The sequence below is a fragment of the Marinomonas ostreistagni genome (genome assembly GCF_016461785.1).
Lineage (GTDB): Bacteria > Pseudomonadota > Gammaproteobacteria > Pseudomonadales > Marinomonadaceae > Marinomonas > Marinomonas ostreistagni_A.
Genome location: NZ_JAEMUH010000013.1, coordinates 1 through 15207 on the forward strand (window position 1 = coordinate 1; position 15207 = coordinate 15207).

Annotated in this window: 10 protein-coding genes; all 10 read left to right on the forward strand. The window is 42.8% G+C overall.

The features are described 5' to 3' along the window. Positions 1–182: 182 nt before the first annotated feature. Entirely contained in the window at positions 183–2456 is a 2274-nt protein-coding gene (locus tag JHD44_RS13590) for a type I secretion system permease/ATPase (protein WP_199463436.1), read from the forward strand. Continuing rightward, positions 2456–3802 (forward strand): HlyD family type I secretion periplasmic adaptor subunit, encoded by a 1347-nt coding sequence (locus JHD44_RS13595; RefSeq protein WP_233402133.1) that lies wholly within the window; start codon positions 2456–2458, stop codon positions 3800–3802. The genes JHD44_RS13590 and JHD44_RS13595 overlap by 1 nt, the downstream gene beginning before the upstream one ends. Before the next feature lie 44 nt (positions 3803–3846). Then, positions 3847–4566: a response regulator transcription factor gene (locus JHD44_RS13600; RefSeq protein WP_233402145.1), complete on the forward strand. Its 720-nt coding sequence runs from the start codon at positions 3847–3849 to the stop codon at positions 4564–4566. Positions 4567–4910: 344 nt separating this feature from the next. Then, positions 4911–6272: a CmpA/NrtA family ABC transporter substrate-binding protein gene (locus tag JHD44_RS13605; RefSeq protein ID WP_199463439.1), complete on the forward strand. Its 1362-nt coding sequence runs from the start codon at positions 4911–4913 to the stop codon at positions 6270–6272. Between the two features lie 98 nt (positions 6273–6370). Continuing rightward, entirely contained in the window at positions 6371–7309 is a 939-nt protein-coding gene (locus JHD44_RS13610) for an ABC transporter permease (protein WP_418903735.1), read from the forward strand. 13 nt (positions 7310–7322) lie between these two features. After that, positions 7323–8162 carry an ABC transporter ATP-binding protein gene (locus tag JHD44_RS13615; RefSeq protein ID WP_199463324.1) on the forward strand — a complete coding sequence of 280 codons (840 nt, stop codon included), beginning with the start codon at positions 7323–7325 and terminating at the stop codon, positions 8160–8162. Between the two features lie 17 nt (positions 8163–8179). Next, positions 8180–9388 (forward strand): NAD(P)/FAD-dependent oxidoreductase, encoded by a 1209-nt coding sequence (locus JHD44_RS13620; protein WP_199463325.1) that lies wholly within the window; start codon positions 8180–8182, stop codon positions 9386–9388. Positions 9389–9451: 63 nt separating this feature from the next. Next, complete coding sequence (gene nirB / locus JHD44_RS13625) at positions 9452–12001, forward strand: nitrite reductase large subunit NirB (RefSeq protein ID WP_199463326.1); 2550 nt, start codon at positions 9452–9454, stop codon at positions 11999–12001. A 12-nt stretch (positions 12002–12013) separates the two neighbouring features. Beyond that, complete coding sequence (gene nirD, locus JHD44_RS13630) at positions 12014–12337, forward strand: nitrite reductase small subunit NirD (protein WP_199463327.1); 324 nt, start codon at positions 12014–12016, stop codon at positions 12335–12337. A 209-nt stretch (positions 12338–12546) separates the two neighbouring features. Beyond that, positions 12547–15207 carry a nitrate reductase gene (locus JHD44_RS13635; RefSeq protein WP_199463328.1) on the forward strand — a complete coding sequence of 887 codons (2661 nt, stop codon included), beginning with the start codon at positions 12547–12549 and terminating at the stop codon, positions 15205–15207.

A 15207-nucleotide genomic window follows, 5' to 3' on the forward strand; every position in this document is an offset into this window, starting at 1 on the left:
CAGAGCCAGAGCCAGAGCCAGAGCCAGAGCCAGAGCCAGAGCCAGAGCCAGAGCCAGAACCAGAGCCAAAATCGCAAACATCAAAGTCTTGGGTGTCAGGCCTGAGTAAATTGTTTCGTCGCCAGCAAAAAGCTAACGATTACGAAGGGAATCTTGCGCCTGCAAGTGCTTCCGAAACAAGCATGCATCATTCCGTTGTTGATTCTAATACGACGAGTGAGGGAGCTGAAAACGCCACCCCTTATGAAACAGAGATTCTGCATAAAGAAAATATTTCTGCTAAGCAGTCAAATGCGAAGAGGCAAAAAGAGTCCTGGGATCAGGACGTTGAACATTTAGAAAGCGTTGATCCTTTGTTAGATTGTTTAGTTTCGCTGTCTCGCTATTATGACAACCCTTATACAGCGGATGGTGTAAAAGCAGGTATGCCAGTATCTAATGAAGGCATGACGCCGGAACTCTTTATGAGAGCAGCCAAGAAAATGGGCTATGTGACTCGTTTTGTGAAGCGTCCGGTTGATAAGATCGCAGATGTATTGATGCCTGTAGTATTGCTTTTAAATGACAAGAAAGCCTGTATTTTACTTCATGTTGATCAGAAAGCGGACTCCGCTCGGGTATTGTTACCTGAGTCTGGGGATGGAGAGGTTTCGATGTCGTTATCGAAGCTAACCTCTCTTTACTCCGGTTATTGTTTTTTCATCAGACCTCAGTTTCGGTTTGATAAACGTTCGGGTATTGAAGAAAGCGCTGCGTCAGATAAGCATTGGTTTTGGGGGACTTTGGTTAGCTCTTGGCGGATTTATCGTGATGTATTTATCGCGTCACTATTGATCAATATATTTGCTTTAGTCAGCCCGCTTTTTGTCATGAATGTTTACGATCGAGTTGTGCCAAATAACGCGTTTGATACGTTGTGGGTTTTAGCGGCGGGCGTATCCGTTGTCTATATTTTTGATTTTATTTTGAGGTCTTTGCGCGCCTATTTTATAGACGTAGCAGGAAAAAAATCAGACATACTGATATCCGCGAATATTTTTGCCAAAGTGAATAATATCACGATGGCATCTAGGCCCACCTCTGTTGGTGGCTTCGCCAAAAACCTGCAAGACTTCGACAGTATTCGAGACTTTATTACATCAGCTTCGGTAACTACTCTAGTTGATATCCCATTTATGTTTTTGATTGTGTTCGTCATTTATTTGGTGGGTGGCCCGTTAGGCTTAATCCCTATCGTGACGATACTTTTAGTGCTGATCTATTCTCTGGCGATCCAAAAGCCTCTTCGACGCTCAATTGAAGAAGGACAAAAGACATCGGTTCAAAAGAATGCTGTTTTGATTGAGAGTTTATCGAATGCTGAAATTGTGAAGCTTAATAATGCGCAAGGCACACTACAGCAACAATGGGAGCAGGCCGTTGGTAATATTGCTGATTGGGGGTTAAAAACACGACAGTTAGCTCAATCATGTTCCTCTTTTGCAATGGTTGCTCAGCAGATGACCACTGTTGCTATGGTCATTTTAGGAGTGTACATGATTTCTGAGCGCGAAATGACCATGGGAGCCTTGGTTGCTTGTGTCATGTTAACTGGGAGAGCATTGACACCGATGGCACAGTTCGCGGCATTAGCGGCTCGTTATAATCATGCCAAGAATGCTTTTGATGGTCTAAAAACCATTATGGGGTCCCCAGTAGAGCAACCTGAGAATATTAAGTTTGTACATCGACCAAAGTTTGATGGTGCTTTTGAATTCGACAACGTGGCCTTTGAATACCCTGAGCAGGAACAAAATGCCATCTCGGGAATTAACCTCAAGGTTAAAAAAGGTGAGAAGATAGGCATCATAGGGCGTATTGGCTCTGGGAAATCTACTCTTGGTAAATTAATGATGGGGCTATATGAGCCTAAAGAAGGTGCTGTACGAATCGATGGCGTCGATTTAAGACAGATAAATCCAGTGGATCTTCGACGAAATATCGGTGCCGTGTCGCAAGATGTTTCTTTGTTCTATGGCTCTATTAAAGAAAATATTTGTTTTGGTGTCCCGTACATAGAAGATGAAGCAATTATCAGAGCTGCAAATTTGTCGGGTGTGTCAGAGTTTGCTAACCGAAAAGCTTCAGGGCTTGATAGCATCGTTGGTGAACGGGGTCATAAGCTCTCTGGAGGTCAAAGACAAAGTGTCGCTATTGCGCGAGCGTTACTATTTGATCCAAATATTTTGATTTTGGATGAGCCAACTGCATCAATGGATAATACAACTGAGACAAGAATGCGCCGTCGCTTAGCGGAAGTGATCGAAGATAAAACATTTATTTTGATTACTCATAAATCTTCTATGTTGGATCTAGTGGATAGATTAATTGTGATGGACAATGGCCGGATTCTTGCTGATGGACCTAAGGCTCATGTGTTTGATGCATTACGCCAAGGCAAGCTTAAAGTGAGCTAATGATGTTTAATAAGTTAAGTTCTAAACAAACCATTGAGCAATCTGATTTAGATTTCCTGAGTGATCGCAATGCCGCAATGATGTTAAAGACACCACGAGGCGGTAGGCTGTTACTTTGGAGTGTGTTTGCATTTTTAGTTTGTGCTCTGGTTTGGGCAAATTTTACATATCTAGATGAAGTAACGGTAGGGCAAGGAAAGGTTATTCCATCTAGCCAAGTTCAAGTTATTCAGAACTTGGAAGGTGGTATTTTAAAAGAAGTGAACGTTAGAGTTGGCCAGTCTGTTGCTCAAGGCGAGTTGCTCATGACGATTGAGAATACGGAAGCTCTTTCGTCGTTAAGAGAGCGACAAGTCGAGCGAATGAACTTGATGGTTAGGGCCGCGCGGTTAGATGCGGAAGCGAATGGAGAGGAGCCAAAGTTTACGACGGAAATGCAAAGTGGCTATCAAGAGATTATTAATCGTGAGATGGATTTGTATCGAAACAGGCAGATCTCTTTGACCACTAATCAAGCGATTTTTGAGCAGCAAATTGCTCAGAAAGAACAAGAAGTGGTGGAGCAAAATGCTAAGCTCAGTAATTTAGAAGACAGCTTCCAACTGGCAAGTGAAGAGCTGAGATTAACGCGACCTGCATTTGAACAAGGTGCCGTATCCCGAGTTGAGCTTTTGCAATTAGAAAGGCAAGTCAACCAATTGCAGGGCGACCTCCAGGCTACCAAGCTGGCGATTCCAAGAGCAAGATCTGCATTGCAAGAAGCTCGTACCAAACTAGCGGAGAGTACCGCGAAGTTTAGAGCGGATGCGCAAGAACAATTAACCGATGTTAGGGCTCAGCTGGACCAATTGAGGGAGTCCAGCGTGACGCTTGAAGATAAAGTTGATAGAACCTTAGTGCGTTCGCCGGTGAAAGGTATTGTAAAGCAAGTTCAAATCAATACGGTGGGCGGTGTTATCAAACCGGGTATGAGTTTAATGGAAATCGTTCCCGTCGATGACTCACTATTGATTGAGGCAAAAGTACGCCCTGAAGATGTCGGCTTTATAAAACCTGAGCTTAAAGCGGTCGTTAAGCTATCAGCCTATGACTTTTCAATTTATGGTGGTTTAGACGCTGAGGTTGAGAATATTTCAGCGGATACCATCTTAGATGAAGAGGGAAACAGTTTTTATGTTGTTCGTGTTCGAACGAATAAGAACTTTCTAGGACCCTCTGATGCTCCTCTCAATATTATTCCTGGTATGCAGTCTACGGTAGATATTATTACAGGTAAGAAATCAGTGTTGGATTACCTAATGAAACCGATTTTCAAGGCACAGCAGAATGCATTGCGTGAACGATAGTTACAATATTTTCGTCATTTTTTACAAAAGTTAACAATTGTGTGATGCGTTCATTAATAGAATTAGGTGTTAGTAACGCTTGTATTAAGGGGCTTAACTTGAGAGTACTGTGCTGGAATGTAAATGAATCTGTTTGGGATCATTGGAATAAAGTCTGTCCGACAGGTGCTGCATTAGTGAGAAGCCAAAGTTTTGAGCAAACCATTGAATCTATTGAGAGCAATGAATTTGAGTTTTGTTTTGTTTATCTTGATGATGCGGAGTTTTCCTTAAAAGTTGAACAAGTTGTTAGTCTTCGAGAGCGTTTTTCAAATATCAAAATCATTGCATTTCCATATTTAAGAAGTCAAACCGCTGCCATGCGAATGTTGTCAATGGGAGTGAATGGGCAATGTTCACCCTTTATTGCGAAAGAGCAGTTGAAGCTAGTTTTGTCTGTGGTGGATTCAGGTGAAATCTGGGGAGGAAAAGATTTCATCCAGCAGTTAATTAAACAATCTAGTGCTCCGATTGAATCTCAAAGTGATTTGCTCATGTTTGAGCATTCAGACTTACTTTCTGATCGTGAACTAAGTGTGGCTGATTTAGTGGCCAAAGGCATGTCGAACAAAGAAATTGCACGTCGATTAGAAGTAACTGAAAGAACGGTGAAAGCTCACCTAACGACTGTGTATAAGAAGTTAAGTATTAAAGATCGGTTGTCTTTAGCATTATTGGTAAACAACTCGCGTGATTCTGTGGAAGCGTCTGTTATCCATCATTAATTTTGTGCATTAATTAAGGTCGTCACTAGAAGGCTGGTGATCAGTGATTGTGCGTTTTGATGATTTTGTTTGAGTTTTTTTAGTCTGATTTTTTTAATGCATTGAAAAATATAAATTTATTTTTTTGGCATGTAAAGTGCTTATATAAAATTGTTAATTTTGGATGTTTGCTTTGATACTACAAAGGTGTAGTCAAAGCTTCATTTAGAGTAGAAAGATTTGGCAAAGGCGCCTGCGACCAGTGATGGATGCAGGCGCTTTTTTTGTTTTTGGACTTTGAAATGGTATTGGAGTAATAGCGAATGAAGGCCGTATTTAATACTAAACATGTTCTATCGAAAGTAATGGGAGCAGTCAAAGTTGCAACGTTAGGTGCAACATTGTCTGTATGCTTTTCAACTCAAGCACTGGCAGAGTTAGGCTACCCTGAAAAAGAAGAATTGAAATTTGGCTTTATAAAGCTGACTGATATGGCCCCTTTGGCGATCGCTTATGAGAAAGGCTACTTTGAAGATGAAGGTCTGTATGTGACGCTGGAAGCACAAGCAAACTGGAAAGTGTTGCTAGATCGAGTCATTGATGGCCAGCTAGATGGTGCGCACATGTTGGCTGGTCAGCCACTGGGTGCAACGATTGGTTTTGGTACACAAGCACATATCATTACGGCATTCAGTATGGATTTAAACGGTAATGGTATTACTGTTTCTAACGAAGTCTGGGATGAAATGAAGAAAAATATCCCAGTCGGCCCAGATGGCAAAGTCGTTCATCCCATTTCTGCTTCCGCTTTAAAGCCAGTGGTTGAGTCTTACAAAGCACAAGGTAAGCCATTTAACATGGGTATGGTATTTCCAGTGTCAACTCACAATTACGAGCTTCGTTACTGGTTAGCGGCTGGTGGTATCAAGCCAGGTTACTATGCACCGCATAATGGCGATACCAGTGGTCAATTGGATGCAGATGCTTTGTTATCTGTCACGCCACCACCTCAAATGCCAGCAACGCTAGAAGCCGGCACTATCTATGGTTACTGTGTCGGTGAGCCATGGAACCAACAAGCTGTGTTCAAAGGTATCGGTGTACCAGTCATTACTGACTACGAAATCTGGAAAAACAATCCAGAGAAAGTGTTTGGTGTGAGCAATGAATGGGCTGAAGAGTTTCCAAATACGCATATCCGTGTTGTGAAGGCGATGATTCGTGCTGCGAAGTGGTTGGATGAAAACAACAACGCGAACCGCCCTGAAGCAGTAGAAATCCTATCTCGCTCTGAATACGTAGGTGCGGATTACGACGTTATTGCAAACTCTATGACGGGTACATTCGAATACGAGAAAGGCGACAAACGTGAAGTGCCTGACTTCAACGTATTCTTCCGTCACAACGCAACTTATCCTTACTACAGTGATGCAATTTGGTACCTGACTCAGATGAGACGTTGGGGGCAAATCTCTGAGCAAAAAACTGATGGCTGGTATATGGATATTGCTAAGAAAGTATACCGTCCTGATATCTATGCAGAAGCAGCGAAATCGTTAATTGAGGATGGTGTGATGAATGCCTCAGAGTTCCCTAATTTCGAAACAGAAGATGGATTTAAAGCGCCACAATCTGACTTCATCGATGGTGTGGTGTTTGATGGGAAAAAACCAAACGATTACATCGATAGTTTTGAAATTGGTTTAAAAGGTGATGAAACACTTTAAGTGTTGATTCCCGTAATAGATCAAGAAGCCTACGGGCTTCTTGAATCTTCGGAGTAGAAAATATGAGTGCATTGGTACAATCAATTCGATCATTTGGTATGCAGAAATTGGAAGCATTTCAGCTGAAAAACCTGTTTATGCCCCTTATTGGGATCGTAGTATTCCTGTTTGTTTGGCAAGTGGGGGCAGATCGCATCGATACTTCTTTAGGTAAGTTTCCAGGTCCTGTTGCTGTCTATGAACAATGGCAAGGCTTAGTGGCTGATCATCAGCGTGAACGTAGCAAAGAGAGTTCTTTTTACGAGCGTCAAGAAAAGCGCAATGCAGATAGAGTTGCCAAAGACCCAAATTACGTACCAAAAATTCGTGAATATACCGGCAAACCTACTTTCTTTGATCAAATTTTTACTAGTTTGTATACCGTATTGGCAGGATTTGGTTTGGCCACATTGATTGCCATTCCTTTGGGTATTGTTATTGGTCTAAATAGTATGGTGTACAGTGCGCTAAACCCAGTCATACAGATATTTAAACCTGTTTCACCTCTCGCTTGGTTGCCATTGGTGACGATGGTGGTCAGTGCGACCTATGTGTCTAATGATCCAATGTTTTCGAAGTCGTTCTTGACCTCAATGTTTACTGTCACCATGTGTTGTATGTGGCCTACGTTAATCAACACTGCAGTAGGTGTTGCCGCTATTGAAAAAGATCTTTTGAATGTATCAAAGGTGTTGCGTCTAAGTTGGTTGACTCATGTCGTCAAGATTGTCATCCCATCTGCAATGCCAATGATGTTTACTGGTCTGCGTTTGTCTTTGGGTATTGCTTGGATGGTGTTGATTGCGGCAGAGATGCTCGCGCAAAACCCTGGTCTAGGTAAATTTGTTTGGGATGAATTCCAAAACGGAAGCTCAAGTTCATTAGGTCGCATTATGGTAGCTGTATTAATGATCGGCTTCATCGGATTCTTACTCGACCGCGCAATGCTGTTTGCTCAGCGTTACTTCTCTTGGGACAAAACTCAGGTACTTCGTTAAGGGAGCATTAAAAATGACACATTTAGACATTAGTCAGGTATCTATTGAATTTCCTACACCTAAAGGCTCCTTCAAAGCATTAGACGGTGTAAATCTAAAGATCGAAAAAGGTGAGTTTGTTTCGCTGATTGGTCACTCTGGTTGTGGTAAATCTACAGTTCTTAATATTGTTGCGGGTTTATATGATGCAACAGAAGGTGGTGTGTTGTTGGATGGCAAAGAAGTTCGTGGCCCAGGCCCTGAGCGAGCAGTGGTTTTCCAAAACCATTCATTGCTTCCATGGCTAACCTCTTATGAAAACGTTGAGCTAGCGGTTAAACAGGTTTTCAAGGGTAAAAAAAGCAAGAAAGAAATGCACGATTGGATTATGCATAATCTTGAGCTGGTTCACATGACTCACGCAGCAGACAAACGTCCTTCTGAAATTTCAGGTGGTATGAAGCAGCGTGTTGGTATCGCACGAGCACTGGCGATGGAGCCAAGTGTGCTGTTGATGGATGAGCCATTTGGGGCATTAGATGCTCTGACGCGTGCTCACCTACAAGATTCATTGATGGAAATTCAAAAAGATTTGAATAACACCGTCATTATGATTACGCACGATGTTGATGAAGCGGTGTTGCTATCTGATCGTATTGTAATGATGACCAATGGTCCAGCCGCAACCGTAGGCGAGATATTAAAAGTAGATCTTGAGCGGCCTCGTGATCGTCTTGCTTTGGCAGATGATCCTAAATACGTAGATTATCGCGCACAAGTATTAACATTCTTGTATGAGAAACAACGTAAAGTTGAGCCAATTAACAAGGCGTCACATACGACAAAAGACGATAAGCTAGCATCAAACGGTTAATTTTTGAGAGACAATCAATGGCCAAATTACATGTAGTCATTATTGGTGCGGGCATGGCAGGTTCAAAACTGGCATTTGAATTAGCGCATTTACCTGGAATGCCTTTTGATGTGACCTTGGTTGGAGAAGAAGCTCAAATAGGGTACAACCGCATTATGTTGTCTTCAGTATTGGCTAAGGAGGTGTCAGAGGATGATATCTCGTTGGTTGATGTTGGTGCAATGACGCAAAATGGTGCAAGAATTATTGCCAGTGATCCCGCTGTAGAAGTCAACAATGCAGCAAAAACCGTTCTATTAGACAGTGGTTTAAGATTGCATTTTGATGCTTTAGTGTATGCCACAGGGGCGCGTTCCTATTTGCCTGATTGGGCAAGAGTAGCGGCAAAAAATGTGGTTGGTTTTCGTGACTGGAAAGATGTTAACGCATTGTTATCCTTAGGTTTAGGGGATAAGGTTGCAGTGATTGGCGGTGGTCTATTGGGGCTTGAAGCAGCGGTGGGTTTGGCTAAGAATGGCCAGCATCCTACGGTTATCCAGCGTTCATCCTATATCTTAAACAGACAATTAGATGAAAGATCGGCACACTTGTTGCAAGATTGTTTGCAGGATAAAGGTGTTTCATTTTTTACCAGTGCGACACCAATAGGATTGAATGTTGATCAAACTACTTCTTTGGTGACATCAGTCGAGACCGACAGAGGCTGTATCGAAGCGGATATGGTCGTGGTCGCAACGGGTATTGCTCCAGAAGTTGCATTGGCGAAGTCCAGTGGGCTGGATGTGGACAAAGCGATACTAGTGAGTTCGGATATGCAGACATCACATCCTGGTATTTATGCCTTAGGGGAGTGTTGTCAGTTTAAGCACCATACATTTGGATTAGTCGCTCCGATTTGGGATCAACTAGATGTTTTGCTTAAAACCTTACTCGGTGCAGATGCCGAGTTTGATGTAAAGCCTATTCCAACTAAATTAAAAGTTTCTGGCGTCGACCTATATTCTGTAGGGCAAATAGACGCGGAGCCTGAGCAAGAAATTACTTTTCTTGATCGTGGCTTAAATCATTATCGCAAACTGGTGGTCAAAGATGATCTCTTAGTAGGCGCAATTCTTTATGGCAACGTCGCCGATGGTAGCTGGTATAGCCAGCTTATTCAGAACCAAACCAATATTTCTGAAATGTTGGAGTTTCTGGCCTTTGGCGAAGCGTACTGCCAGTCTTAAACGCTTTTAGAACTCCAACGTCAGATGTTGCTAGCCCGAAAGGGTGTATGTAAGGGGAACATAATGACGTCACTCACAGATTCAAAACAACAGGTTGTTGTTGTCGGTAATGGCATGGTTGGCCACCATTTTGTCGAGCAAATGGTAGAGCTTGGTGGCCTAGATGAATACAAGGTAACTGTCTTTGGTGAAGAGACTCATCTAGCTTACGACCGTGTGCATTTGAGTGATTACTTTAATGGTGCGTCAGCGGCTGATTTAGCCATGACGACCAGTGAGTACTATGAAAGCAATGGTGTTGCATTTAATACAAATAGCAAAGTGGTTGCGATTGATCGTTCGGCAAAATTAGTAGAACTTGAAAACGGTGAAAAAGTTGCATACGACAAACTGGTATTAGCTACGGGTTCTTATGCTTTCGTACCGCCTATTCCAGGTCATCAACGTGAGAACACGTTTGTTTACCGTACTATCGAAGATCTAGATGCCATCAAAGCGTACGCTAAAAATGCGAAAACCGGTACGGTTGTTGGTGGTGGTCTATTAGGTCTGGAAGCGGCCAATGCGCTGAAAAACCTTGGTTTAGAAACGAGTGTTGTGGAGTTTGCTCCACGTCTAATGCCGGTTCAGTTGGATGAAACTGGTGGTTCGCTACTTAAAGAGATGATTGAAGGGTTAGGTGTGTCCGTACTAACGGCAACTGCAACCAATGACATTACTGATGGTGAAACGGCATTCCACCGAATGAACTTTGCGGGTGGCGAATATCTTGAAACAGATCTCATTCTTTTTTCAGCGGGTATTCGTCCTCGTGATGAATTAGGCCGTCAGTCTGAATTGGAAATGGGTGAGCGCGGTGGAGTTGTCGTTAATAACCAGTGTATAACAAGTGATGCTGATATTTTTGCAATTGGTGAATGTGCGCTTTGGGAAGGGCGTATTTTCGGTCTGGTTGCACCTGGCTATATGATGGCAAAAACAGTCGCAGGATACCTAATGCGCAATGCTGCAGCTTCATTTACTGGCGCAGACATGAGCACTAAATTAAAACTACTCGGTTGCGATGTTGGTTCAATTGGTGATGCGCATGCAATGAGTCAAGGGGCTCGTAGTTTTATATATCAAGATCAGCTGAACCAAGAATACCGGAAATTGGTGGTTAGCGAAGACGGTAAGAAATTGATTGGTGCGGTATTGGTGGGTGATAACTCCTACTACGATACGTTAATCCAATATTATCTAAATGGGATTGACCTTCCTGCACAACCACAAGCATTAATTTTACCAGCAAGTAACGGTGAGTCGGTTGGTTTAGGTGTGGATGCACTACCTGCGACGGCATCTATTTGTTCATGTCATAACGTTACCAAGCAAAGCATTGCCGATGCGGTTGCAGATGGCGCAATGTCCGTTGCTGATGTTAAAAGCGTAACCAAAGCTGCAACAGGTTGTGGTGGTTGTGCTGCGTTGCTGAAAAAAGTGGTTGATAATGAGTTGACCGCTCTGGGTGTTGAAGTCAGTACAGATATTTGTGAGCACTTTGCTCATACGCGTCAGGATTTATATAACATTGTCAAAGTAGAGGGTATTCGTACTTTCTCTGAATTGCTGCATAAGCATGGAAAAGGGCATGGGTGTGAAATTTGTAAACCCGCTATTGGTTCTATCTTAGCCTCTGTTTGGAATGATTACGTTCTAACGAGTGATCATATTAGTTTGCAGGATACTAATGACCGTTTCTTAGCGAATATGCAAAAAGACGGTACTTATTCCGTTGTGCCTCGTATTCCTGGCGGTGAAATTACGCCTGAGAAGCTGATCGCTATCGGTGAAGTTGCAAAAGAGTACAAGCTTTACACCAAAATTACGGGTGGCCAGCGTATTGATCTATTTGGTGCAACTTTGCCTCAACTGCCTGAAATTTGGAAGAAATTGATCGATGCGGGATTTGAAACAGGTCAAGCTTACGGTAAGTCAGTGCGTACAGTGAAATCATGTGTCGGCAGTACATGGTGTCGATTTGGTGTCAAAGACAGTGTTGGAATGGCGATTGATATAGAAAATCGTTACAAAGGTCTTCGTGCACCACATAAGTTGAAGTTTGCTGTGTCTGGTTGTACCCGAGAGTGTGCGGAAGCCCAGAGTAAAGACATCGGTGTGATTGCAACGGAAGGTGGTTGGAACTTGTACGTCTGTGGTAACGGCGGTATGAAGCCTCGTCATGCAGATCTGTTTGCAACAGATCTTGATGATGAAACCTTGATCAAGTACATCGATCGTGTACTCATGTTTTACATCAAAACAGCTGATCGTTTGCAACGTACTTCCGTGTGGATGGACGGTTTAGAAGGCGGTTTGGATTATCTTAAAGAAGTGGTAATCAATGATGCTTTGGGGATTGCTGAAGAGTTAGAGCAACAAATGAATCACGTAGTAGATACCTTCCAATGTGAATGGAAAACTACGATTGATGATGAGCAAGCTCTGAAGAAATTCCGTCAATTCGTGAACTTCGACGGCTCAGATGAAAACGTGGTGTTTGTGGAGGAGCGAAGTCAAATTCGCCCCGCCACAGAAGAAGAGAAAATGAAGCTTATCGCAACAGCTGTCTAAAGGAGGCATCTGATGAATTGGAATATGGTTTGTACTAAAGACGATTTGATCGAAGATGCGGGTGTTGCCGCTATGATTAATGGTGAGCAAGTAGCGATTTTCTTTTTGCCACAAACTCAAGAGCAGATTTTTGCCGTGAGTAATTGGGATCCAGTTGGCAAGGCGAATGTAATGTCTCGCGGTTTAACTGCTCATTTACAGGATCAATGGGTTGTGGCTAGCCCATTATATAAGCAACATTACAATCTGATGACAGGTCAATGTTTAGAAGGTGAGTGCACATTAAAAGTTTGGCCGGCTAAGATCGAAAATGATCAGGTGCTCATCGAATCTTAGGATTGGATGATATTGGTGCATTGTTGCACTAATGAAATGCGAAAAACCATTGGTTTAACTAAGTAGGCGATTATTTAGGCTGCATTTATTGGCCCGGTTATTGCTTTAGATTATTTGTTCAGAATCTCCGCAGTTGGAGTTCTGCTGTTTGGCAAAGTAGCCCTGTTGTTCTCACGAATGCAGGGCTTTTTTTATGCAAAGAGGAAACTATGGCAGCTTTAACAACGTGTCCTTATTGCGGTGTAGGTTGTGGTGTAAAAGTAACAGTGGATCAAAACCCTGAAAGTGGGCTTGCTACTTTAGAAGGTGATGAATCACATCCTGCTAATTTCGGTCGCTTATGCGTCAAAGGCAGTAATTTGTCCGACACTTTAGTCCATGATGATCGTCTCTTGGCTCCACAAATAAATGGTCACCAAGTGGAGTGGCATGAAGCCGTTGATCATATTGCAGATAAAATTAAGCAAGTTGTTGCCAAATATGGTCCAGATTCCTTTGCATTTTATCTTTCGGGACAAATCCTTACTGAAGATTATTACGTTGCTAACAAGTTTGCTAAAGGATTTATTGGTACGGCTAACGTCGATACCAATTCCCGCTTATGTATGGCCTCGGCTGTCGTAGGGTATAAGCGTGCGTTTGGCTCTGACACGGTGCCTTGTAACTATGAAGATCTAGAATTGTGTGATTTGCTAATTATGGTTGGGTCTAATGCAGCGTGGACACACCCAATATTGTTCCAGCGTATCGCTGCTGCAAAAGAGAAGCGTCCTGAGATGAAGGTCGTTGTTATTGACCCACGTGCGACAGCGACGTGTGATATTGCAGACTTACATTTAGCGATTGAACCAGGTTCTGATGCAGCTATTTTCAATTTTTTATTGGCCGAATCAGAACGCAAAGGGGTTGTTGATCAGACTTACGTTAAAAAGTTTACCAAGGGATATTCTGACGCGTTAAAACAAGCTAAAAAGCAATGCGGTTCGTTAGAGAAAACGGCTCAGTATTGTGGTCTTTCAACTGATGATTTGTCACAACTCGCTGCATGGTGGTGTGAAACAGATAAGACCATCAGCTTCTATTCACAAGGGGTCAATCAGTCTTCTTCTGGAGTTGATAAATGTAATGCCATCATTAACTGTCACCTAGCAACAGCGCGTATTGGTAAAGAAGGTATGGGGCCTTTTTCTATTACTGGCCAACCAAATGCCATGGGTGGACGAGAAGTCGGTGGTTTAGCCAATCAACTCGCAGCTCATATGGATTTTGCGACACCTAATGCCATTGAATTGGTTCAACGTTTTTGGCAAGCGCCGAATATGGCTACTGAAAATGGTTTAAAAGCCGTAGATATGTTTAAAGCAGTTGAAGAAGGCAAAGTAAAAGTGCTTTGGATTATGTCCACCAATCCAATGGTCAGTTTGCCGGATACGGCCCAAGTGCAACGAGCTCTTGAAAAGTGTGAAATGGTCATTGTTAGTGATTGTAAACAGCATACAGATACCACACCGTTCGCTGATGTGTTGCTACCTGCATTACCGTGGAGTGAAAAAGACGGCACGGTTACCAATTCTGAGCGCCGAATTTCTCGTCAGCGTGGTTTATTACCACCTCGTGGCGAGGCAAAGCCAGATTGGTGGTCAATTTGCCAAGTTGCTGGAACGATGGGCTATCAGAGCGGATTCAGCTATCGTGGGGTTGATGATATTTTCCGTGAACATGCAGCATTATCAGAGTTTGAAAATAACGGTAAACGAGACTTCGATATAGGGTATTTCAGTGATATAACAGAAGATGAATATAACCAGCTACTGCCGATACAATGGCCGGTTACTCGACATAAGCCGCACGGCACCGCAAGAATGTTTACGGATGGTAAGTTCTTTACTCCGGATCAAAAAGCTAACTTTATTCCGATCAAAGTGAAAAAGCCGGTGACAGGGCAATCCAAAGAATGGCCATTTATTCTCAATACAGGGCGAGTTCGTGATCAATGGCATACCATGACTCGTACAGGGGATGCGGCGATTTTGTCACGTCATACTGATCAGCCCTATGTCGAAATTCATCCAGACGATGCTGCGGAATTAGACATTCAAAATCATGCCTTAGTCAGCGTTTTTTCTGCGTATGGTGAAACGCGCCTCAGGGCGAAACTGTCTACTCAAGTCCGAAGAAAAGCTCTGTTTGTGCCGATTCACTGGACTAAACAGTTCGCTAATCAACCGATAGTGTCTTCGTTAATCCCGCAAGTTGTTGATGCATTATCTGGTCAGCCTGAATCAAAACATGCTGTGGTGAATGTCAAAACCATCTCTGCACTTCAATATGGTTATGTAATCTCGAGTCAATTACCTGTTGAACATGATTTAGTGTATTGGTGTCGAGTACCAACGTTGACCGGAGAGCGCATGGAATTTGCTTGTTCAGATGATTTGGTTGCAGTTCATTCACTCAAGAAAGTGATTGAAGAGAAGTATCCAAATGGTGAATGGATGACGTATGAAAATCCGCTCTCATTACAAAATAGGCAGGTTTACCTGCTAGAGGATGTTCCCGTTGCCTTGATCTTTATCCAGCAGTCTCCCGATTTACCCGTTTCAAATTGGTTGGAAGAGCAAGTGTTAGCTAATAAGGCTTTGACGGCTAATGAGCGTATTGCTTTATTAGTTGGGCGTTCGGTTGATGTTGAAGATAAAGGGAATATTGTCTGCTCTTGTTATCAAGTGGGTGATAAGCAGATAAAAGCTGCTATTGAACATGGGGATATGACATTAGAGGCGTTGGGGATGACTTTAAAATGTGGGAGCAACTGTGGGTCTTGCATTCCAGAAATTAAGCAATTATTGCCTGTACTAGAGGAAATTTAA